Genomic DNA, 21,531 nt, shown 5'->3' with positions numbered 1-21,531 from the left:
GCGGGACAAAGGCGCGCGCTCGGTGGTCACCGTGAGTGCCGCGGGTTGACACAAGAGGCATCATGCGATCACTCCACCCCGATCAGCATCACGGCGTCACTCTGACCGCCGGGGTAACTCACGAACTCCACCTCCGGCCGTTCCGCCCGCAGTCGCTCGGCGAGCTCCGCCGCCAAATCGGCGGGCGCGCTGTCGCCGGCCAGCACGGTGACCAGCTCCCCGCCGACGGCCAGCATCCGGTTCAGCACCGCCAGAGCCGCGCCGAGCACACGCTCCCGCGGCGGCTCGGTGCCGCCGACACGCTCGACCAGCACCACTTCGCCGTCCACGAACCCGATCAGGTCCCCGGCGTGGGCCCGGCCCACCCAGGTGATCGACTCCTCCCGCGCGACGGCGAGCTCACCGCGGCGGGTGGCAGCCGCGGCCTCGGCCATGGCCACCACGTCGTCGTTCGCGCGCCGGCCGGGGTCGTGCACCGCCAGCGCCGCCAGCACCTGCACCGGGGACACGCACGGGATCACCACGACGTCCCGGTCGCCGATCATCCGATGCCCGGTGGTGGCGTCCACGGCAGCGGTCAGCTCCGGCGTCGCGGCCAGCACGGTGACGTGCCCGACCGCGCGCTCGGTGATCAGGCCGAGCAGTTCCTCCACGCTCGGCACCGTCTGAGATCGGACCGCGAGCACCGCGATCCCCTCGGCGCGCAACAGTTCCGCCAGCGGCTCACCGTGGACCACGGCCACCACCTCGCGATCCGGCCCGGCCGGCTCCAGCGGGGTCGGCGTGATCAGCGGCTCCACCCGCACCTGGCGGGGACGGCCGTAGTCCAGCCCCGCCTCGATGGCCGCGCCGATATCCGCGCAGTGCACATGTACCGCGTAGCCGCCGCTGCCGTCCCCGGCCACTGTGACGCTGTCCCCCAGCCCGCTCAGCCGCCGGCGGAAGGCGGGCAGGTCGGGCTCGCCCTCCAGCAGGTACATGACCTCCCAGGCGTATGGGGCGGGACCGGCCTCGGGAGCAGGTGCGGCCTCGCAGGAGCGGACGGGCTCGGTCGACGTGCCGCTGACCACGCCGGCCAGCGCGTCCAGCACCGCGACCAGCCCGCGGGCGCCCGCGTCCACCACCCCCGCGGCGGCGAGCACGGGCAACTGCCGCGGAGTCTGCTCGAGCGCCTCCGCGGCGGCCTTCGCGGCGAGCGTGGCCACGTCGCCGGGCGGGCGACGCTCGCCCGCCACGGCGCTCGCGACCGCGTGCATCACGCTCAGCATCGTGCCCGCCACCGGCCGCGCCACCGCCTCCGTGGCCACCTTGTCCGCGTGCACGAAGGCCTCCGCCAGCGCGGAACCGTCCAGCTCCGGCAACCGCCCGGCCGAGGCGGCCAGGCCGCGCAGCACCTGGGACAGGATCACGCCGGAATTGCCCCGGGCCGAGCGCAGGGCGCCCCGCGCGAGCACCGACAGCGCATGCCCGGCCCCGGTGACTTCGGGCTCGGCCGCCAGTGCGGCCTCGGCGCCGGTCATCGTGTGCAACAGGTTGGACCCGGTGTCGGAGTCGGCGACCGGATAGACGTTGATGTCGTTGATCGCCGGGCACAACACGTCGAGGCTGTGCACGCAGGCCCGCGCCCACGCCGCCACCGACGCCTTGTCCACGCCAACCTCCTCCCAGGTCAGCCCCAGGGTAGCGACCCGGTCGGACAGTTCCCGGGCCTACTGGTTACTATGGTCGAGCTTGACTTTCCCTGATCAATTGAGGAGTTCGACGTGGCTGCCGTGTGCGACGTCTGTGGCAAGGGACCCGGCTTCGGTAAGTCGGTCTCGCACTCCCACCGGCGTACCAACCGCCGGTGGAACCCGAACATCCAGACCGTGCACGCCAAGATCGGTCTGTCCCAGCGTAAGCGCCTGAACGTGTGCACCTCGTGCCTCAAGGCCGGCAAGGTGACGCGGGGCTGACCGCGAAGCTTGGGTGGCGAGTGCTCGTGGAGAGCACTCGCCATTTTTTCGCGGTCAGGTGTCTTTTGGGGGTCGAACCCCCAAACCCCCGCCAGGGGGCGAGCCCCCTGGACCCCCGGCGGTGGTCACCTTTACGAGTTGAGTCCTGAGTCCCGCTTTGCGAGTTGGGGGTCCGTGGGGCGTTCGTTCCGTCGTTGGGGGCTTTTGGCGTGGATGAGGTGATGAGGGGCGGGCGGTTTTCGGCGCCGGTACGGCGTGGGTCCGTTGTGGAGCGTACGGCGAGTAGTCCGAATGTGCGTGCTCTGCTGGGGCAATTCGAGCGCGTCGGGTTCGAGTTGGCGCCTCGATATCTGGGCAGCTCGGATGACGGGACCCGCGACTTCGTCGGGTTCATCCCGGGCGAAGCGGCACACTACCCCTTGACCCGGCAGCAGCGGTCGGACGAGACCCTGGTCTCCGCGGCTCGGGCCGTGCGGGCGATGCACGACGTCACGGAGGATTTCCTCGCCCGCCTGCCGGTCGACGGTTGGCGCTATCGAGAGGTCGGCACACCCAGTCGCGTCGACTGCATCGGACACCACGACCTCGCCCCGTGGAACATCCTCTTCGACGGCACGCGCGTGACCGGCATCATCGACTGGGACTTCGCCGCCCCCTCGAACCGCGCCTGGGACCTGTCCTACCTGGCCCACCGATTCGTCCCACTGTCCTCGCCCCGGCTGACCAAAGCGTTCGGCTGGTACGCGGAACCGGACCGTGCCGCACGTCTACGGCTACTCGCCCGCACCTACGGCCGCGAGATCACGCCCGCCGAACTCCTCGATCTGGCCGTGGTACGGCTGTCCGCGATCGCCGCCAACATCGAGCAGCGGATCCGCGACAGCGATCCGGCGTTCGCGGTGCACCGCGACGAGCGGCACGCCGACGGGTACCGCGAGGACGTCCAGTACATCCTCCGGAACCGCGAGGCTTTGCTCCGCGGCCGCTGAGCCTCGTTCTTTACGGCAGTTTCCAGTCGACGGGGGTGGCGCCTTGTTGGGTGAGCAGGTCGTTGGTGCGGGAGAAGGGGTGTGAGCCGAAGAAGCCGTTGCGCGCCGACAACGGGCTGGGGTGCACCGACTCGACACACGGGTAATCGCCCAGAAACCGCTTGAGGCTGCGCGCGTTGCTGCCCCACAGGATCGCGACCAGCGGCTTTCCGCGCCCGGCGAGCGCGCGGATCGCCTGGTCGGTGACCTCTTCCCAGCCCTTCTTCTGATGCGAGTTCGGCTTGCCGGGCTGCACCGTCAACGCCCGGTTGAGCAGCAGCACGCCTTGCTCGGTCCACGGCGTGAGGTCACCGGTGGACGGCATCGGGTGGCCGAGATCGTCGCAGAACTCCCGAAAGATGTTCTGCAGGCTCTTGGGCAGCGGCCGGACATCCGGCGCGACCGCGAAACACAACCCGATCGGGTGGCCGGGAGTGGGGTACGGGTCCTGCCCGACGATGAGCACCTTCACCTCGTCGAACGGCTGCTTGAACGCCCGCAGCACGTTCTCCCCGGACGGCAGGTACCGCCGGCCCGCCGCGATCTCGGCGCGCAGGAACTCGCCCATCGTCGCGATCCGGTCGGCCACCGGGGCCAGCGCCTGTGCCCAACCCGGATCCATGATCTCCTGCAACGGTTTCGCAGTCACTGCCCCTCCGCGAGTTCGCGCGCGCCCGTGTCCTGTGCGGGCTCGGCCCCCACACCCCGGCTGGGGGCAAGCCCCCAGACACTCCGCCCTGTGGGGGCTCCGCTCCCACACCCCCGACTGGGGGCAACCCCCTTGACCGTGTCGACCCGGCTACTCATCACGGTGCGCACCTTATCGTCCCCGCGGAGTCGTCGATCACCCGTCCAGCCGTCGCAGCTGCTCGCGGAACAGCTTGGCCCGCCGCACATAGCTTTCCACCACCTGCTGGATGGACTCCGGACCGAAGAAGGTGTTCGGCCGCATCTTCGCGGGGACCCCGAGGGCGATGTGCCCGCTGTGCACGTGCGACCGGTACGAAAGCACCGCGCCCGCGCCGACCATCCCGCCGTCCTCGACAACGCTTCCGTTGAGCACCACCGAACCGGATGCGATGAGACAGCCGGTGCCGATCCTCGCACCTTCGACGTGTACCGCGTGCCCGATCGCGGAGCCCGGGCCCAGAATGGTCGGCTCCTCGCGCGTGCAGTGGAGCACGCAGCCGTCCTGCACGTTCGACCGCTCGCCGATCTCGATGTACCCGTAGTCGCCGCGCAGCACGGTCTGCGGCCACACCGAAGCGAACGCGCCGATGCGCACGTCACCGATCACCGTCGCGTCGGGATGGACATACGCCTCGGGGTGGATGCTGGGCTCCTTGTCGCCCAGTGCGTAGATGGCCATGGCACCTCCAGTTCACGCCACCCCGATTGGATCACGAACCGGCCATTCGCTCCCACTGTCCATAGTCGACACCCGGGTGCCGGAGCTCAGGCGAGGTGCTTGGCGAAGCAGACGCAATCCGGTTCGTCCCGGTAGATCCCGAAACCCGGGATCCGGTGGTAGCCCGACGACTCGTAGAGGGCGATCGCCTCCGGCTGCTTCTGGCCGGTTTCCAGCCGGACTCGGGCCAGCCCGGCTTCGGCGGCCGTCCGCTCCAGTTCGGCGAGCAGCGCGCGGGCGAACCCGTTGCCCCGGGCGGAGGCGGCCACGTACATCCGTTTGATCTCGGCCTCATCGCCGTGCACACGCCAGCCACCGCAGGCCACCGGGGCGCCGTCGAGATAGCCGACGAGGAAAATACCTTGCGGTGGCGCGAATTCCGCCGGATCGACCGGCGTGGTGTCCGGCCCGCCGTAACGCTCGACGTACTCCTGCTGGACCTCGGCGATCAGCTTCACCGCATCCGGGGCGTCGAAAGGCACCATACGAAGCTCCATGGCACTGATCATCGCCAGTGTTCCCAACCACTTTCCTCGTGATAGGGCTCACCATCGACCGTCAGGCCGGAATCCGGCACCGTCACCGCACCGATCCGCCGCCAGCCGTCGGGCAGTTCGGCGAACGGCGGGAAGGTGGCCGCCAGCGCGTGGTCTTCACCACCGGTCAGCACCCACCGCAACGGGTCGGCGCCGAGCGCCGTGCCCACCTCGGTGAGCCGTCGCGGCACGCCCACCTGGTCGGTGCGCACGTCGATGCCGACCCCGGAAGCCTCGGCGACGTGCCCGAGATCGGCCAGCAGGCCGTCCGAGATGTCGATCATCGAGGTCGCTCCGGCGCCGGCGGCCGCGGGACCGGCCGTGTAGTCCGGCTCCGGTACCCGCTGGGCGTTCACCACATTGACCGGTGACCGGAAACCGCGGCTGAGCACCGCAAGCCCCGCGGCCGCCCAGCCAAGCCGGCCGTGCACCGCGACGATGTCCCCGGGCCGCGCGCCCGAGCGCGTCACCGGCGGACGACCGCCGAGATCACCCAGCGCCGTCACGCTCACCACCAACTCCTCGGCACGCACCAGGTCACCGCCGGAGACCCCCACACCGGCCCGGTTCGCCTCGGCCCACATGCCGTCGACGAGCTCCGTGACCAGCGACGCGGGGGTGTCGCCGGGGCAGCCCAGCGCGACCAGGACCGTCGTGGGCACCGCGCCCATGGCCGCCACGTCGGCCAGGTTGACCGCAACCGCCTTGCGCCCCACCTGTTCGGGCGTCGACCAGTCCAGGCGGAAGTGCACGCCCTGCACCAGCATGTCCGTGGTGGCGACCACCCGGCGGTCCGGCGCGCTGAGGATCGCGGCGTCGTCACCCGGGCCCAGCAACGTACTGTCCGGTTGTCTTCGACTCTCGGTCACCGTCCGGATGAGACCGAACTCACCGAGGCCGGCGACCGTGCCGTCATCCGTCGTCATCGGACTTTCTCCTCTGTCGTCACCAAAGTGAGATCACCTATCGTCGCTGCGAGTGGGGTAGGTTCGTATTTCTCGTTCCTACCTTGAGTCCGATGAGGAAGACGAAGGGGCGCGCCGTGGTTCATGCATACATCCTGATCCAGACCGAAGTCGGAAAGGCCGCCGCGGTTGCGGAGGAGATCGCCAAAATTCCCGGTGTCGCCACATCCGAGGACGTGACCGGCCCCTACGACGTCATCGTCCGTGCCGAAGCCGACAGCGTCGACCAACTGGGACAGCTCGTGGTCGCCAAGGTGCAGGGCGTGGAGGGCATCACCAGGACGCTCACCTGCCCCGTGGTACATCTTTGACCATGCAGGACACCGCCGGCGCCCCGCCCCGACGCCTGATCGTCGTCGCGGCGGTGGTAGCCGTCATCCTGGCTGCCGGCATCGCGGTGGCCGGAATTTTCGCCCGTTCCGGAGGGCAACCCGGCACGGGACCGCTCGCGCTCCCGTCGGTGCCGGCGCCGGAGGCGGGTTCGCCCGAGTGCGCCACCCTGCTGGGCGCGCTTCCCCTCGAGTTGACCTCCGGCGGCACCACGCTGGTCCGCCGTGAGCTGGCCGCGCCCGCCCCGGCCGCGACCGTCGCCTGGGGCGAGCAGGAAACCGTCGTGTTGCGGTGCGGACTGGAACGGCCGCCGGAGCTGACGCCGACCTCGCAGTTGCGGGTCGTTTCCGGCGTGCAATGGTTGCCGGTACTCGGCGACGGCTCGACCACCTGGTACGTCGTGGACCGGCCCGTCTACGTCGCACTGACGGTACCGGGCTCGGTGGGAACCGGACCGCTGCAGGACGTCTCCGGCGCCGTCGCGACGAAACTTCCCCCGCAGCCGCTGCGGTTCTGAATTCGATCACCACCAGCCGCCGGGCTGGGAAAAGCTCGATTTCCTCGAGGACGTCGACGAACCTATCCGGGTACTGCCGGGCTTCCTCCCTCGAGGCGTCACGAAGATCCTTGGCGCGGACTGCGAACCGGCAGAGAAATCCGATGAACTCGTCGAGGCCGGCGTTCACGATTTCGCCGTGCGGTTCTTCCCCGGGCAGGTAGACCAATACGGCATACCCGTCACGAAGGTCGAGACAAAAACGCCCGTGATCGTCGCCGGGCAGCCGCCCGGGCACGATGGCCTCCTTGCGGTCATCCGGCACGTCGAATCGAGTAATGCCGAAGAGGCCGGGCGATCCAGAAGTCTCCGTGGTGAAGACCGCGTCGCCGCGAGTCCCACACTCCCGTAGCGCGAGTCCCACACCCCGGTAGCGCGAGTCCCACACTCCCGTAACGCGAGTTCCACCTTCCCGTTGGACGGGAACGTAGGACTCGCGCTACGGGAAGGTGGGACACGCACGACGGGAACGGGGGACACGCACGACGGGAAGGTGGGACTCGCGGGACGGGAACGGGGGACTGGCCCGGGCGTTAACGCAGGCCGGTGCCACGGGCGAGCGCGGTCTCCACGAGGGTGGTCAGCAGGGTCCGGTAGTCCATGCCGGTGACCTGCCACATCTTCGGATAGGCCGAGGTGGCGGTGAAACCCGGCATGGTGTTGACCTCGTTGATGGTCAGCTCGCCGTCCTCGCCGACGAAGAAGTCCACCCGGGCCAGCCCCTGGCAGTCCAGCGCCTCGAACGCCTGCACCGCCAGCGCGCGCAGCCGCTCGGTGACGACGTCGTCGAGCTTGGCCGGAATGTCCAGTTCGGCGTCTTCGCCGATGTATTTGGTTTCGAAGTCGTACCAGGCCCCCGCGTCCTCCGACAGCACCCGGATCTCGGCGGGCAGTGATGCTTCGATGCGGCCGTCCGGGAACTCCAGCACGCCGCATTCGACCTCGCGGCCGGTCACCGCGGCCTCGACGAGCACCTTCGGATCGGTCTGGCGGGCCAGTTCGATCGCGGCGTCCAGCTCCGCCCAGTCACCGACGCGGCTGATCCCGATCGACGAGCCCGCCCTGGACGGCTTCACGAACACCGGAAGGCCGAGCCGCTCCCGCTCCGCGGTATCCAAAGTAGACTGTCCACGACGCAGTGACGCGTAGCGGCCAACCGGAAGTCCCTCCGCCGCAAGGAGTTTCTTCGCATACTCCTTGTCCATCGCGGCCGCGCTGGCGAACACCCCGGCGCCGACGTACGGGATCCCGGCCATCTCCAGCAGGCCCTGGATCGTGCCGTCCTCACCGAACGCGCCGTGCAGCACCGGGAAAACCACGTCCACGCCACCGAGCGCCTCGGCTCCCGGTTCGACGGCGACCAGCTCGCGCACGGTCGGGTCGCCGGCGAGCACCAGCGCCTGCCCCCCGTCCACGGACGGCAGCTCGCGGCCGCGGATCTGAAGCGCGTTCGGATCCGAACTGCCCAGTACCCACCCGCCTTCCGGGGTGATGCCGATCGGCACGACCTCGAACCGTTCCGGATCGAGATTTGCCAGCACGCTGCCCGCCGATACGCAGGAGATGGTGTGCTCGGTGCTTCGGCCGCCGAACACCACGGCCACCCGCGTTTTCCGTGCGCTCATTGCCCCTCCGCGAGTTTGCGCGCGACCGTGTCCTGTGGGGGCTCCGCCCCCACACCCCGGCTGGAGGCAACCCCCCAGACACTCCGCCTAGCGGGGGCTCCGCCCCCACACCCCCGGCTGGGGGCAAGCCCCCAGACACTCTGCCCTGCGGGGGCTCCGCCCCCACACCCCCGACTGGGGGCAAGCCCCCAGACCCCCTTGACCATGTCGGCAGGGCGCTTCTGACGAGGTCGGGTCACGTCATTCACGATGGCGCCCCGCCGCCCCGACCGCGGGGCCTGACGGCGGCGCGCTCCATGGTCGGCTTGGGAGCCGCCGCGGCGGCTTGACACTGGCCTGCTCATGAGCGATCACCCTACCGGGGGCTCAGCACAACAGCCGGACGAGCACGGTCAGGGCGTGGCGCAGCGACTCGCGGGAACAGCCCGCGTATCCGATCGCGACACCGAAGGCGTAGGGCTTCCCGGCGAAATGCCGGGCGAGGCCGTCGAGGCGGATGCCGCGAGCCTGCGCCGCGGCCAGCCGGTCCCGTTCCATTTCCGCCGAAGCGAGTGGTACTACCAGATGCGCCCCCGCGTCGTCACCCAGCACCGCGATGTTCGCCGCCTTCAACGCGCCGACCAGCAGCGCGCGCCGCTCGGCCAGTTCCCGACGCAGCTTGCGGAGGTGACGGCCGAGATCCCCGTGCCGGGCCAGTTCCACCAGCACGCGCTGCCCGGCCGGCGCCGGGCGGATGCTGGTGTGGTCCCGGTAGGCCAGCACGGCCGAGGTGACCGCGCTCGGGGCCACCATCCAGCCCGTGCCCAGCGTCGGGGTGAGGATCTTGCTGGTGGTGCCGAGATGCACGACCACATCCGGGGCGAGCGCGGCCAGCAACGGCAGCGGCGCGACGTCGAAACGCAACTCACCGTCGTAGTCGTCCTCGATGACCAGGAGGTTGTCCGCCCGGGCCCGCTCCACCAACTCGACCCGGCGGGCCGCGCTCATCCGCGCGCCCATCGGATAGTGGTGCGCGGGCGAGCAGTAGACGGCTCGGGCGTTCGACGGGATCCCGTCCGGCCGCATTCCCTGCTCGTCGACCGGCACCCCGACCACGCGCAGCCCGGCCGCGGTCATCACCTGCACCGCCCGCTGGTAGCCCGGCTCCTCCACGGCCACCACGTCGCCCTTGGCCAGCACCGAGGTGGCCAGCTCCACCACGGCCGCGGTGGTCCCGCCGGTGGCCACCACGGAATCGGTGCCGACGGCGAGACCACGGTGCCGCAGCAGATGTTCGCCGATCGCCGCGCGGTACTCGGGCAGCCCGGCGCGCGGCGCGCGGGTCAGCGGCGGCGCGTCGGCAGCGGCCCGCCAGGCCCGGCGCCAGGCCGCCCGGTCGATGCCGGCGGCCCACGGCGTGCCGGGACTCAGGTCGAGCAGGTCGTCGGTTTCGGGCGCCGCGCCTGGCAGCGCCGGATGCGCAGGGCGGTCCTTGGGCGGCGAGGTGGTCACGTAGGTGCCGGAGCCACGCCGGCCCGCGATCCAGCCTTCGGCGTGCAACTGCTCGTAGGCGGCCGACGTGACGGTGCGGCTCACCCCGAGCCGCTGCGCGAGCGCGCGGGTGGACGGGAGCCGGTCACCGCCCCGCAAATGCCCGTTGGAGGCGGATTTTCGCAGCGCGTCCGCGAGTTGCACCGCGAGCGGCACCTCGGATTCGCGGTCGAGCGTAACGGGAAGCGCGGTAGGCACGGGCGGGATTGGACTTCCTCTTTGATCCAGCAATGGCCCTTTGACAAGGCCACTATACAAGGCAGGCTTGGCCCGTGACATCCGTGAGTCGACCCGCGGCACTCACCCCGACCACCGAGCGCGCACCTCCGTCTCGCCAGGGGGACGGCGGGCGCCCCATCGCAAACCTTGACCCGACCCCTTAGGCAGCGCCCCGTCGACATGCTCTGCCCCCACAAGGCAGAGCGTCTGGGGGCTTGCCCCCAGACGGGGGTGCGGGGGCGGAGCCCCCACAGGACACAGTCGCGCGCAAACTCACGAAGGAAGGGCCCCATGACCAGCTTGTCACCGACCCCGCGGAGCACCCTCAGCCGCAAGAAGGAACGCGCGGCCACCGACCGCCAGGCCCTCTACGACGTGCTCGACGAGGGCCTCGTCTGCCATCTCGGCCTCATCCTGTACGGGGCACCGGTCGTGCTGCCGACGGGATACGGCCGCGACGACGACCGGCTGTATGTACACGGTTCGACCGGTGCGACGAGCATGCGCGCGGCCACCGGGGGCATCGACGCCTGCGTGACGGTGACACTGCTGGACGCGATCGTCTATGCGAGGTCCATCAACAACCACAGCATGAACTACCGCAGCGCGGTGGTGCACGGATGCGCGCGCCCGGTCGAGGAACGTGCCGAGAAGCTGCACGGGCTGCGCGTGATCACCGAGCACCTGGCGCCCGGGTCGTGGGACCACGCGCGGGAGGTCAACGCCAAGGAGTTCGCCGCGGTCGAGGTGCTGGCGCTGGATCTCACCGAGGCGTCGGTCAAGATTCGTACCGGCGCGCCCGTCGACGACCCCGAGGACGTCGCGACCGGCACCGCATGGGCCGGCGTGCTGCCGGTCCGCACGACGTTCGGGGAACCGATCCCGGCCGATTACGTCCCGGCGGGCTCTCCCATCCCCGCCCACGTGGCGGGGCGGTGCCTCGATTCCTCGCGCACCGGACCGGCGACCGGGTCCAGCTGAAACGCTCGCATGCGCCGGCCGCCCGAGCGGTAGACATGGATGCTGACCGCCGGATCCGGGCCTTCGTTGCGGACCTGGTGTACGTAGCCGGGCCCGAACACGCGGGACTGCCCGGCCGCCAGCCGGTGTAGTTCGGTGATCGCCCGGCCGTCGGGGGCGCGCCGCGCCACGGTCTCGCTCAACCGTCCGCTCACCAGGGTGAACGCACCGGTGGAGCCGGCGTGGTCGTGCAGGCCGGTTTGTTGTCCGGGAAGCCAGCTCAGCAGCCAGATTTCCTGGTCGCCGTCGCTTTCGACGAGCGCGGAGAAGCGCCGGTCGGGGTCGTAGCGGAGCAGGCCACGCCAGCGGTCGCGGTCGCTGGCGTAGGCCAGCGCGACGCGCACCGGATGGCGCAGTAACGGGTTTTCCGGGATCGAGACGGTGTTTTCCGGAACAGCGAACATGAAGCGGTGTCCTTGGGTGGGTGGGGCGGTTTCGGCGGATGGGGCGGGTCACCGGCAAGGACACAGCGCGCTGGCGACCCGGCGGAGGCCGACCCAGCCTCGCCGTGCGGTAGCGCCACGCGTCAACATGCCCTCGAGGAAACCAGCCCCGCGCGCGGTCCGTCAAACCGGTTCCACCAACCGGGTAGGCCACCCGCACCGGCCACTATGGACATCTGACTGGCCGGTGACGACCCGCCGGAACAATTCACGACCACTCGTGTTTTCGTTGCCGCCCAAGCAGTTCCGCCCCCACCTTGCGGGGGTCGACGCCCTCGTGGCACACCCGCCGCATCGCTTCGGTGAGCGGCATGTCGACCCCGTGCGCCAGCGCCAGCTCGTGGATCGACGTGCAGGACATCACACCCTCCGCGACCTGCCCGCCGGTGGCCTCCTGCGCCTGCGCCACGGTCTCGCCACGGCCGAGACGTTCCCCGAACGTGCGGTTGCGCGACAGTGGTGACGCGCAGGTGGCCACGAGATCGCCGACCCCGGCCAGCCCGGCGAAGGTCAACGGGTCCGCACCCAGTTTCGCGCCGAGACGCGCTGTCTCGGCGAGCCCGCGCGTGATCAGCGTCGCCATCGTGTTGGCGCCGTAGCCGAGGCCCGAGGCCATGCCGCAGCTCAGCGCGATCACGTTCTTGCACGCCCCACCGAGTTCACAGCCGATCACGTCGGTGTTGGTGTAGGGCCGGAAGTACCCGGTCGAACTCGCCCGCTGGATCGCCATCGCGCGGTCGTGATCGGCGCATGCGAACACCGCCGCGGCGGGCTGTTCGTGCGCGATCTCCCGGGCCAGGTTGGGTCCGGAGACCACCACGACGTCGTCGGCGACCACGCCGGTGACGTCGGCGATCACCTCGCTCATCCGCTTCAACGTGCCCAGTTCGACGCCCTTGGCGAGGCTGACCGGGATCGCGCCGGGCGGCAGCAGTTCGCGCCAGGCGAGCAGGTTCGCCCGCAGGCTCTGGCTGGGCACCGCGAACACCACCGCCTCGGCTCCGGCCAGCGCCTCGCCCGCGTCCGCGGTCGCGGCCAGCCCGGCGGGCAACGTCACGCCGGGCAGGTACCGGGAATTGGTGTGGCGGCGGCCGATCTCTTCGGCGACCTCCGCCCGGCGCGCCCAGATCGTCACGTCACGACCGGCGTCGGCGAGCACCTTCGCGAATGTCGTTCCCCAGGAACCCGCGCCGAGTACGGTGATGCGGCCCACGGCCCCTTCCGGCTCAATGGTCATGTGGACGCGTGCCCCTCATTTCGTGGCCGACTTGGGCTTCTCCGCCGGCGGTTGCTCGCCGCGGATCTCGGCCAGCAGGCCGGTCACGCGATCCATCAGCAGGTCGGTCACCTCGCGCAACACCGCCGCGGTCGGCTCCTTGTCGCGGTATGCGGACAAGTCGACTGGCTCGCCGACCGCGTGCGTCACCGTCTTTCGCGGGAAGAGCCGGAGCTTCTTGCGGTAGAAGTCGAGCACGTCCTGGGTGCCCCAGCGGGCGATCGGAATCACCGGCACGTCGTTTTCCAGCGCCAGCCGGGCAGCCCCGGTGAAGGCCCGCTTCGGCCAGTGACCCGGCTCCTTGGTGACCGTGCCCTCCGGATAGATCACCACCATCTTGCCCTCGCGCAGTGCCTGATGTGCCGCGCGCAGGCTGTCGCCCGCCGTCGACGACCCCCGGTAGACCGGAATGCCGCCGGAGCCGAGGAAGATCCGGCCGAACACCGGCGCGGAGGCCACGCTGTCCTTGGCCATGAACCGGGGCACCCGCTTGTGGCGGTGCACGAACACCGCGTCCACCGCCGGGTCCATGTGGGAGACGTGGTTCAGCACCAGCAGCGCCCCGCCCTCCCGCGGGATCCGCTCGCCTCCCTGGTAACGCCGCCGCGCGAGCCAGCTGACTGGATAGAACAGGGCAGCGGCGGCTCCCACCCAGAAGCCACCCTTCTCGCGACCGGACAAAGCGCTCCTCCTGCTGTGGTGTGTGCGGCTTGGAGGTGATCCTAGGCCGCCGCATCGGGAAAGATGGGGACGTGGCCCCGGTCGACCTGATCGTTCCGTTGAAACCGCCCCGCCTTGGCAAGACCAGGCTGCGGGGCGCGGTCGACGAACCCGCCCATGCCGACCTCGTGCTGGCGCTGGCGGCGGACACGCTTTCCGCCGCGCTCTCCGTGGTGCGCCGGATCCTGGTGGTCGCGGCCGACCCGGCGGCGGTGGCGCCGCTACGCCGGCTCGGCGTCGAGATCACGCGTGAGGACCGCCCAGGAGACCTCAACGCGGCCCTGCGGCACGGCGAAGCGCTGCTGCGGGCCGACGACCCGGCCTCGGTGATCGGCGCGATACAGGCGGACCTGCCCGCCCTGCGCTCCGGCGAACTGGCCGCCGCGCTCGCCGAGGCGGCCGGGCGCCGGGTGTTCGTCGCCGATGCCGACGGCACCGGCACGACGCTCCTGCTGTCGGCTCCGGGTGGCCCGCTGGACCCGGAGTTCGGGGCCGGTTCCGCCGACGCGCACGCCGGCTCGGGCGCGATCGCCCTCCACACCGCGGCGCCGACCCTGCGCCGCGACGTGGACACGCCGGCGGATCTGGCCCGCGCCGAGGAACTCGGCGTCGGCCGGTGGACCGCCGCGGTGCTGTGGGACCGGAGGGTCGCGTGAAGCTCTTGCGGCCGTTCGACGAGCTACTCAAGTTCGTCGCGCGGGTCGCCGCCGAGCTGTTCGAGGGCACCAGCGGAGTATCGGCAAACGAGGCCGTTTTGAGGAAGAATGCCAATGTGAGCAGCGAAGAGTTCCCCCCGGCCGAGCGCACCGGACGTCCGGGCGCGGCGGCTGCACCCCAGTTTCGCGCCGTTCCCTCCGCGCCACCGGCGGTCACCGCGACGGCCCCGGAGGAGGGCGCGCTGCCCGACGACCGGTACTTCAACCGGGAGCTGTCCTGGCTGGACTTCAACGCCCGGGTGCTGGCACTGGGCGAAGACTCGTCCGAGCCACTGCTCGAGCGGGCGAAGTTCCTGGCCATCTTCGCGTCCAATTTGGACGAGTTCTACATGGTCCGGGTGGCCGGGCTCAAGCGCCGCGACGAGACCGGGCTGCCGGTCCGCAGCGCCGACGGGCTCACCCCGCGCGAGCAGCTGGCCTACATCGCCAAACGCAACCAGGACCTGGTCGCCCGGCACACCCTCGCCTTCGAGGACGGGGTGCGGGTCGAACTGGCCAAGCACGACATCCACATCGTCAACTGGACCGACCTCGACGGCGCCGACCGGGCCCGGCTGTCGGCCTACTTCATCGAGCAGATCTTCCCCGTGCTCACGCCGCTGGCCGTGGACCCGGCGCACCCCTTCCCCTACATCTCGGGCCTGTCGCTCAACCTCGCGATCACCGTGCGGGACCCGGAGGGCGGCACCGAGCGGTTCGCCCGGGTGAAGGTGCCCAACAACGTGCCGCGGCTGATCCGGGCGGAACGGCAGCGGGAGACCCGCACGGCGACCTTCCTGCCGCTGGAGGAACTGATCGCCGCGCACCTCGGCGACCTGTTCACCGGCATGGAGGTCATCGAGCACCACATCTTCCGCGTCACCCGCAACGCCGACTTCGAGGTCGACGAGGACCGTGACGAGGACCTGTTGCAGGCGCTGGAACGCGAACTCGCGCAGCGCCGGTTCGGCCCGCCGGTGCGCCTGGAGATCGCGCAGGACATGAGCGACCACATGCTCGACCTGTTGCTGCGCGAGCTGGAGGTGGACCCGCGCGACGTGGTCGAGGTGCCCGGCCTGCTGGACCTGACCTGCCTGCACCAGTTGTCCAGTTTGGACCGCAAGGAACTCAAGGACCGCCCTTTCGTACCGGCCACGCACCCCGCGTTCGGTGAGCACGAAACACCGAAGAGCGTGTTCGCCACGCTGCGCGAGGGAGACGTGCTGGTCCACCATCCCTACGACTCCTTCTCCACCAGCGTCCAGCGGTTCATCGAGCAGGCCGCGCACGACGACCAGGTGCTGGCGCTCAAGCAGACGCTCTACCGCACCTCCGGTGACTCGCCGATCGTGGACGCACTGATCGACGCGGCCGAGGCGGGCAAGCAGGTGGTGGCGCTGGTGGAAATCAAGGCCCGCTTCGACGAGCAGGCCAACATCACCTGGGCACGCACGCTGGAGCGCGCCGGGGTGCACGTGGTGTACGGGCTGGTCGGCCTGAAGACCCACTGCAAGATCGCGATGGTGGTGCGCCAGGAAGGCTCGGCGATCCGGCGCTACTGCCACCTCGGGACCGGCAACTACAACCCCAAGACCGCCCGGATGTACGAGGACCTCGGGCTGCTCACCGCCGACCCGGCCATCGGGGCCGACCTGACCGACCTGTTCAACGTGCTCACCGGGTACTCGCGGCAGGAGACCTATCGCAACATTCTCACGTCACCGGGCGGTATCCGGCGCGGCATCCTGCGTCTGATCGCGGAAGAGATCGAGCGCAAGCACGCCGGAGAGGACGCCGGTATCCGTATCAAGTGCAACTCGCTCGTCGACGAGCAGGTCATCGACGCGCTTTATCACGCGTCCCGTCACGGCATCACGGTCGATGTGATCGTGCGGGGTATTTGCGCGCTGAAACCCGGGGTGCCGGGATTGAGCGAGAACATCTCCGTCCGTTCGATTCTCGGCCGGTTCCTGGAGCATTCGCGGATCTTCCATTTCCGGGCCGGCGAGACGCACTGGATCGGCAGCGCCGACATGATGCACCGGAATCTGGACCGCCGGATCGAGGCGATGGTGTCGGTCCGGGACCCGAAACTCACCGTGCGGCTGGACCGGATCCTCGACTCCGCGCTGCATCCGGAAACCCGCTGCTGGGTGCTCACGTCTTCCGGTGAGTGGACGCCGTCGCCGGCCGACGGCTCCAAGGTGCGCGACCACCAGGTCGAGTTGCTGAAGGCCAGGCAAGGAGTGGACGGGTGAGGAAGGAGCGGTCTGGCGAGACCAGGGCGGCCGGTGCCCTGCTGTGGCGGGAAACCCGGGACGGGGTGCGGATCGCGGTGGTGCACCGGCCCGCCTACGACGACTGGTCGCTGCCCAAGGGCAAGCTCGATCCCGGTGAGACGCTGCCGGAGGCGGCGGTGCGGGAACTGGCCGAGGAGACCGGATACCGCGCCACGCTCGGGCGGCGCCTGCGCACGGTCCGATACCCGGTGGCCGACGGCACGAAAACCGTCGTCTTTTTCAGCGCGGCCGCGGGCGCGGGGGCCTTCTCTCCCAACGGGGAAGTCGACGAGTTGCGCTGGCTGAGCCCGCACGAGGCGGAGACGATGCTCAGCTACGGTACCGACGTCGACGTGGTGCGCTCGTTCACGCTGCTGCCTGCCTCGCTGACGACTCTTCTCCTCGTCCGGCACGCGAAGGCCGGGAAGCGGGACGAGTGGGGCGGAGAGGACGATCTGCGGCCGCTTTCGCCCGCCGGGCTGCGGCAGGCGCAAGGGGTGCGGAAACTGGCGCCACTGTTCGGTGTGGACCGGGTGTTCTCGGCGCCGCCGTTGCGGTGCAGGCAGACCGTCGAGGGCATCGTGACGGATCTCGGGGTACAGATCGGACTCGAACCCGCACTGTCGGAACGCGGCTACCTGGCGGACCCGGCGCGCGGGCGGTCCCGGTTGAGCGCGATCGTCGCCGCGGGCGGGACGCCGCTGGTGTGCAGCCAGGGCGGGGTCATTCCGGACGTCGTCGGCCTTCTCGCCCGGCGTGCCGGCATCGAACTGCCCACGGGCAAAGGAGACGCCCTGCCGTGCAAGAAGGGTTCGGTGTGGGTGCTGTCCTTCCGTCCCGCCGCGGACAACGGCGGCCCCCTACTCGCGGCAGCCGACTACTACCCCAGTGCGCTGCCCTCTCCCACGCCGGTGCGGCGCTGAGGGAGGAAGGGGGTCTGGGGGCTTGCCCCCAGTCGGGGGCGTGGGGGCGGAGCCCTCACAAGACACAGCGGTCTGGGGACTTGCCCCGGACGACCCGGCCTGCCGGGAGTCGCATTGGGACCCCTTCGACCCCCGGCAACACGTGAAGAACACCCGGCCCAAACGTAAAGGCAGGGCCCGCACTTGGCGAAAGTGCGGGCCCTTGCCGTTCCTGTGAGAGATTGCCGGACTTACTTCTTCTTCCTGGCGGCGGGCTTCTTGGCCGCCGTCTTGGCCGCGGTGGCCTTGGTCGCGGTGGCCTTGGCCGCGGTCTTCGGCGCCGCCTTGGCCGCCGTCTTGGTCGCCGCCGTCTTCTTCGCCGTGGTGGTCTTGGCCGCGGTCTTCGGCGCCGCCTTGGTCGCCGCGGCAGCGCGGGTCCGAGTGGTGGTACCGCGCGTGGTGGTGCTGCGGGTGGCCGTCGGCCGGGTGGTGGTCGCCCGGCTGGTGGTCCGCGTGGCGGTGCCCGTGCCACGGGTCGACGCGGTACCGGCGCGCTTGACCGCGGTGGCCTTCGGCAGCTTCTTGGCGCCGCTGATGACATCCTTGAACGTGGTGCCGGCGCGGAACGCGGGCACGTTCGTCTTCTTCACACGCACGGTCTCACCGGTGCGCGGGTTGCGCGCCGTGCGGGCGGCGCGAGCGCGCTTCTCGAACACACCGAAGCCGGTGATGTTCACCTTCTCGCCCTTGTTCACCGTGCGGATGATGATGTCCACGAGACCGTCGACGGCCTCGGACGCAACCTTCTTGTCGCCCAAACGCTCGGAGAGCGCCTCGATCAGCTGGGCCTTGTTGGCCATTACAGTCCTCCATGAAGAACTACTTGTCATACGGCCACATCGGCCGACTTGCGCACACGGTATTACCAACCGACGGAAAATTCCAAACGGCACGCGGAATTTTTTCTCGCTCGGGCCTGGTTTCCGCCTCTTGAGCGACCCTCCAGGGGGCTTCCGCGTGCCGTGGAACGCGCCGCAAGTAGCTCCGGATTCCCTTGCTGAGCAGCGAATCTCCGGCTAGGAGGCGGCCGGAATCGTGGTCACCGGCCGCCAGGCGGGCCGCCCGGCCTCGAACTTGTCGATGTCATCGGCGTGTCGCAGCGTCAGCGCGATGTCGTCGAGCCCTTCGAGCAACCGCCAGCGGGTGTAGTCGTCGATCTGGAACGGGGCGGTGAAGTCCTTGGCTCGCACGGTCTTCTCCGCCAGGTCCACGGTGACCTCCGTCCCCGGCTCGTTCTCCAGGATCTTCCACAGCTGCTCGACATCGGCCTGCTCGCACTGGGCGGCCAGCAAACCCTGCTTGCCCGCGTTGCCGCGGAAGATGTCGGCGAACCGGGACGAGACGACCACGCGGAACCCGTAGTTCATCAGCGCCCATACGGCGTGCTCGCGGGACGAACCGGTGCCGAACTCCGGCCCGGCGACGAGCACGCTGCCCGAGGAGAAGGGTTCCTGATTCAGGATGAAACTCTCGTCCGCGCGCCAGGCCGCGAACAGCCCGTCCTCGAAGCCGGTCCGGCTGACCCGCTTGAGGTAGACGGCCGGGATGATCTGGTCAGTGTCCACGTTGGACCGGCGCAGGGGCACCCCGACGCCGGAGTGGGTGTTGAACGGCTCCATGGCAAGACTCCTTGTCTGGTCTCCAGTCCGATCTGGGTGGGTGCTAGCTGCGGCCGGCCTCGACCGGCAGGTCCTCCGGGGAGGACAGCGTGCCGCGGACCGCGGTTGCGGCGGCCACCAACGGGGAAACCAGGTGTGTGCGGCCCCCCTTGCCCTGCCGGCCCTCGAAGTTCCGGTTGGAGGTAGACGCGCTCCGCTCGCCGGGCGAGAGCTGGTCCGGGTTCATGCCAAGGCACATGGAGCAGCCTGCCTGCCGCCACTCGGCGCCCGCGGCGAGGAAGACCTTGTCCAGCCCCTCGGCCTCCGCGGCCTGCCGCACCCGCATGGAGCCCGGCACCACCAGCATCCGCACCCCCGAGGCCACCTTTCGGCCACGCAGCACGTCCGCGGCGGCCCGCAGGTCCTCGATCCGGCCGTTGGTGCAGGAGCCGAGGAACACCGTGTCCACCGCGATCTCCCGCAGCGGCATGCCCGGGCGTAGATCCATATAGGACAGGGCCTTCTCCGCCGCGACCCGCTGGTTCTCGTCGGCGATCCGGGCCGGGTCGGGCACCGTCTCCGCCAGCGGCAGTCCCTGTCCGGGGTTGGTTCCCCAGGTGACGAACGGCGTCAGCTCGCTCGCGTCGAGGTGCACCTCCGCGTCGAACTCGGCGCCGGGGTCGGTGCGCAGCTCGCGCCATTCGGCCAGCGCGGCGTCCCAGTCGGCACCCTTCGGCGCGTGCGGGCGACCTTTCAGGTAGGCGAAAGTGGTCTCGTCCGGCGCGACCATGCCGGCGCGCGCGCCCGCCTCGATCGACATGTTGCAGATGGTCATCCGGGCTTCCATGGACAGCGCTTCGATCGCGCTGCCCCGGTACTCCAGGACGTAGCCCTGGCCGCCGCCGGTGCCGATCTTCGCGATGACGGCGAGGATGATGTCCTTCGCCGTGACGCCGGGGCGCAGCTCGCCATCCACGGTGATCGCCATCGTCTTGAATGGACGCAGCGGAAGCGTCTGTGTGGCCAGCACGTGCTCGACTTCCGAGGTGCCGATGCCGAAGGCCATCGCCCCGAAGGCGCCGTGGGTGGAGGTGTGGCTGTCGCCGCAAACCACTGTCATGCCGGGCTGCGTCAGGCCGAGCTGCGGGCCGATCACGTGGACGATGCCCTGCTCCGCGTCGCCCATCGGGTGCAGGCGGACGCCGAACTCCTTGCAGTTGCGGCGAAGCGTCTCGACCTGGGTGCGGGACACCGGGTCGGCGATCGGGAGCTCGATGCCTTCGGTGGGCACGTTATGGTCCTCGGTGGCGATGGTGAGGTCGGGTCGCCGGACCTTGCGTCCCGCCAGGCGCAGCCCGTCGAACGCCTGCGGGCTGGTGACTTCGTGCACCAGGTGAAGGTCGATGTAGAGCAGGTCGGGCTCCGCGCCTTCACCACGGCGCACGGTGTGCGCGTCCCACACCTTCTCGGCCAGTGTGCGGGGCCGGGTGGCGGTCATCTGCGCTCCTCCCACGAGGTAGGCGGGAATCGGGCGGCCCGCCGCCGGGCGGCGGCACCGAAGACTTCCCGGAATGTGGACTTCCCATGATTCGGGAAGATAGTATCGCTTCGTGGGACAGCATAGCCCTTCTCAACAGCACAGTGGAATCGGAGTTCTGGACAAGGCCGTCGCCGTATTGCAGGCGGTCGCGGAAGAGCCCTGCGGGCTCGCCGAACTCTGTTCCCGCACCGGACTTCCCCGTGCCACCGCGCACCGGCTGGCCGTCGGCCTCGAGGTGCACCGGTTGTTGCGCCGCGGGCCGGACGGCCGGTGGCGGCCCGGCAACGCGCTCGCCGAACTCGCCGGCGGCAGCACCGATCCCCTGCTCGACGCGGCCGGTTCGGTACTGCCCAAACTCCGCGACATCACCGGGGAAAGCGTCCAGCTCTATCGCCGCGACGGCGTCCAGCGCGTCTGCGTGGCCACCGCCGAGCCCATGAGTGGCCTGCGCGACACCGTTCCGGTGGGCTCCCGCCTGCCGATGACCGCGGGCTCCGGCGCCAAGGTGCTCGCGGCATGGGCGGATTCCCACACCCAGCGCGCGATTCTCGCCGACGCCGTGTTCGGCGAGCGCACCCTGTTGGAGGTCCGGCGGCGCGGCTGGGCGCAGAGTGTGGCCGAGCGCGAGCCCGGGGTGGCCAGCGTTTCCGCGCCAGTACGGGACTCCGGCGGCTCGGTCGTCGCCGCGGTCTCCGTTTCCGGTCCGGTGGAACGCATCGGGCGCAAGCCGGGCGTGCGCTGGGCGGCCGACCTCCTCGCCGCCGCGGACGCCTTACAGGAACGCCTCTGAGGCACCTTGTTCAGCGTCGGGGTGGTCGGTGTAACTGAGAACGCAGATCATTTCGC

The 21,531-nt window shown here is 70.2% G+C and carries 22 protein-coding genes; 9 read left to right on the top strand and 13 right to left on the bottom strand.

The genetic code is table 11. The features are described from left to right. Nucleotides 1-68: 68 nt before the first annotated feature. Nucleotides 69-1,652, bottom strand: a complete 1,584-nt coding sequence (locus tag A3CU_RS0135875; protein ID WP_043843697.1) for a DAK2 domain-containing protein — start codon at nucleotides 1,650-1,652, stop codon at nucleotides 69-71. 111 nt (nucleotides 1,653-1,763) lie between these two features. On the opposite strand from A3CU_RS0135875, the gene rpmB reads away from it, so the two are divergent. Continuing rightward, the gene (rpmB, locus tag A3CU_RS0135870; RefSeq protein ID WP_027946289.1) at nucleotides 1,764-1,955 is read left to right on the top strand and encodes a 50S ribosomal protein L28; all 192 of its coding nucleotides are present in this window, start codon (nucleotides 1,764-1,766) and stop codon (nucleotides 1,953-1,955) included. 293 nt (nucleotides 1,956-2,248) lie between these two features. Further along, nucleotides 2,249-2,944: a phosphotransferase gene (locus tag A3CU_RS48405; protein WP_052372745.1), complete on the top strand. Its 696-nt coding sequence runs from the start codon at nucleotides 2,249-2,251 to the stop codon at nucleotides 2,942-2,944. A gap of 10 nt (nucleotides 2,945-2,954) precedes the next feature. Here the strand turns inward: A3CU_RS48405 and A3CU_RS0135860 are convergent, their stop codons facing one another. The 4 genes from A3CU_RS0135860 to A3CU_RS0135845 all read right to left on the bottom strand — a co-directional run bounded on the left by A3CU_RS0135860 (nucleotide 2,955) and on the right by A3CU_RS0135845 (nucleotide 5,853). Continuing rightward, nucleotides 2,955-3,632, bottom strand: coding sequence for a uracil-DNA glycosylase (locus A3CU_RS0135860; RefSeq protein WP_027946288.1), 678 nt, complete (start codon nucleotides 3,630-3,632; stop codon nucleotides 2,955-2,957). Between the two features lie 195 nt (nucleotides 3,633-3,827). After that, nucleotides 3,828-4,352, bottom strand: coding sequence for a gamma carbonic anhydrase family protein (locus A3CU_RS0135855; RefSeq protein WP_027946287.1), 525 nt, complete (start codon nucleotides 4,350-4,352; stop codon nucleotides 3,828-3,830). Nucleotides 4,353-4,438: 86 nt separating this feature from the next. Then, on the bottom strand, nucleotides 4,439-4,888 hold the full coding sequence (locus tag A3CU_RS0135850) for a GNAT family N-acetyltransferase (protein WP_027946286.1): 450 nt from the start codon (nucleotides 4,886-4,888) through the stop codon (nucleotides 4,439-4,441). A gap of 8 nt (nucleotides 4,889-4,896) precedes the next feature. Next, entirely contained in the window at nucleotides 4,897-5,853 is a 957-nt protein-coding gene (locus tag A3CU_RS0135845) for a thiamine-phosphate kinase (RefSeq protein WP_027946285.1), read from the bottom strand. A 116-nt stretch (nucleotides 5,854-5,969) separates the two neighbouring features. On the opposite strand from A3CU_RS0135845, the gene A3CU_RS0135840 reads away from it, so the two are divergent. Next, the gene (locus A3CU_RS0135840) at nucleotides 5,970-6,203 is read left to right on the top strand and encodes an Lrp/AsnC family transcriptional regulator (protein ID WP_027946284.1); all 234 of its coding nucleotides are present in this window, start codon (nucleotides 5,970-5,972) and stop codon (nucleotides 6,201-6,203) included. A gap of 2 nt (nucleotides 6,204-6,205) precedes the next feature. After that, entirely contained in the window at nucleotides 6,206-6,739 is a 534-nt protein-coding gene (locus tag A3CU_RS0135835; RefSeq protein WP_027946283.1) for a DUF3515 domain-containing protein, read from the top strand. A gap of 572 nt (nucleotides 6,740-7,311) precedes the next feature. Here the strand turns inward: A3CU_RS0135835 and A3CU_RS0135830 are convergent. Together A3CU_RS0135830 and pdxR are read right to left on the bottom strand one after the other, a co-directional pair. Continuing rightward, nucleotides 7,312-8,403 carry a D-alanine--D-alanine ligase family protein gene (locus A3CU_RS0135830; protein WP_027946282.1) on the bottom strand — a complete coding sequence of 364 codons (1,092 nt, stop codon included), beginning with the start codon at nucleotides 8,401-8,403 and terminating at the stop codon, nucleotides 7,312-7,314. 366 nt (nucleotides 8,404-8,769) lie between these two features. Next, nucleotides 8,770-10,140, bottom strand: coding sequence for a MocR-like pyridoxine biosynthesis transcription factor PdxR (gene pdxR, locus A3CU_RS0135825; protein ID WP_027946281.1), 1,371 nt, complete (start codon nucleotides 10,138-10,140; stop codon nucleotides 8,770-8,772). A gap of 303 nt (nucleotides 10,141-10,443) precedes the next feature. Here pdxR and A3CU_RS0135820 point away from each other — a divergent pair, with 303 nt between their 5' ends. Beyond that, nucleotides 10,444-11,133: a pyridoxamine 5'-phosphate oxidase family protein gene (locus A3CU_RS0135820; RefSeq protein WP_027946280.1), complete on the top strand. Its 690-nt coding sequence runs from the start codon at nucleotides 10,444-10,446 to the stop codon at nucleotides 11,131-11,133. On the opposite strand, the gene A3CU_RS48400 is transcribed toward A3CU_RS0135820, so the two are convergent. The 3 genes from A3CU_RS48400 to A3CU_RS0135805 all read right to left on the bottom strand — a co-directional run bounded on the left by A3CU_RS48400 (nucleotide 11,043) and on the right by A3CU_RS0135805 (nucleotide 13,572). Beyond that, nucleotides 11,043-11,576 (bottom strand): cysteine dioxygenase, encoded by a 534-nt coding sequence (locus A3CU_RS48400; protein WP_052372743.1) that lies wholly within the window; start codon nucleotides 11,574-11,576, stop codon nucleotides 11,043-11,045. The two genes, A3CU_RS0135820 and A3CU_RS48400, sit on opposite strands and share 91 nt — an antisense overlap. Nucleotides 11,577-11,823: 247 nt before the next feature. Further along, nucleotides 11,824-12,852 (bottom strand): NAD(P)H-dependent glycerol-3-phosphate dehydrogenase, encoded by a 1,029-nt coding sequence (locus A3CU_RS0135810; protein ID WP_043843693.1) that lies wholly within the window; start codon nucleotides 12,850-12,852, stop codon nucleotides 11,824-11,826. A 15-nt stretch (nucleotides 12,853-12,867) separates the two neighbouring features. Further along, the gene (locus A3CU_RS0135805) at nucleotides 12,868-13,572 is read right to left on the bottom strand and encodes a lysophospholipid acyltransferase family protein (RefSeq protein WP_027946278.1); all 705 of its coding nucleotides are present in this window, start codon (nucleotides 13,570-13,572) and stop codon (nucleotides 12,868-12,870) included. Between the two features lie 71 nt (nucleotides 13,573-13,643). On the opposite strand from A3CU_RS0135805, the gene cofC reads away from it, so the two are divergent. From cofC to A3CU_RS0135790, 3 genes are all read left to right on the top strand, one after another. Beyond that, nucleotides 13,644-14,267, top strand: coding sequence for a 2-phospho-L-lactate guanylyltransferase (gene cofC / locus A3CU_RS0135800; protein ID WP_043843691.1), 624 nt, complete (start codon nucleotides 13,644-13,646; stop codon nucleotides 14,265-14,267). Between the two features lie 116 nt (nucleotides 14,268-14,383). Next, on the top strand, nucleotides 14,384-16,564 hold the full coding sequence (locus A3CU_RS0135795) for an RNA degradosome polyphosphate kinase (protein WP_027946276.1): 2,181 nt from the start codon (nucleotides 14,384-14,386) through the stop codon (nucleotides 16,562-16,564). Further along, nucleotides 16,561-17,508 (top strand): NUDIX hydrolase, encoded by a 948-nt coding sequence (locus A3CU_RS0135790; protein WP_084144127.1) that lies wholly within the window; start codon nucleotides 16,561-16,563, stop codon nucleotides 17,506-17,508. Before A3CU_RS0135795 ends, A3CU_RS0135790 begins: the two co-directional genes overlap by 4 nt. Nucleotides 17,509-17,738: 230 nt before the next feature. Here A3CU_RS0135790 and A3CU_RS0135785 read toward each other — a convergent pair whose 3' ends face one another. The 3 genes from A3CU_RS0135785 to leuC all read right to left on the bottom strand — a co-directional run bounded on the left by A3CU_RS0135785 (nucleotide 17,739) and on the right by leuC (nucleotide 20,643). After that, a complete protein-coding gene (locus A3CU_RS0135785) occupies nucleotides 17,739-18,347 on the bottom strand; it encodes an HU family DNA-binding protein (RefSeq protein ID WP_027946274.1) in 609 nt (202 codons plus the stop codon). A 216-nt stretch (nucleotides 18,348-18,563) separates the two neighbouring features. After that, nucleotides 18,564-19,166 (bottom strand): 3-isopropylmalate dehydratase small subunit, encoded by a 603-nt coding sequence (gene leuD, locus A3CU_RS0135780; RefSeq protein WP_027946273.1) that lies wholly within the window; start codon nucleotides 19,164-19,166, stop codon nucleotides 18,564-18,566. Nucleotides 19,167-19,209: 43 nt separating this feature from the next. Further along, entirely contained in the window at nucleotides 19,210-20,643 is a 1,434-nt protein-coding gene (gene leuC / locus A3CU_RS0135775; protein WP_027946272.1) for a 3-isopropylmalate dehydratase large subunit, read from the bottom strand. 112 nt (nucleotides 20,644-20,755) lie between these two features. Between leuC and A3CU_RS0135770 the strand changes: the two genes are divergently transcribed. Beyond that, a complete protein-coding gene (locus A3CU_RS0135770) occupies nucleotides 20,756-21,475 on the top strand; it encodes an IclR family transcriptional regulator (RefSeq protein WP_043843689.1) in 720 nt (239 codons plus the stop codon). The last annotated feature ends 56 nt before the right edge of the window (nucleotides 21,476-21,531 follow it).

Origin of the sequence: Amycolatopsis taiwanensis DSM 45107 (assembly GCF_000519205.1) — a bacterium.
Taxonomy (GTDB): Bacteria; Actinomycetota; Actinomycetes; order Mycobacteriales; family Pseudonocardiaceae; genus Amycolatopsis_E; species Amycolatopsis_E taiwanensis.
This window is presented reverse-complemented; position numbering and strand designations above follow the sequence as displayed.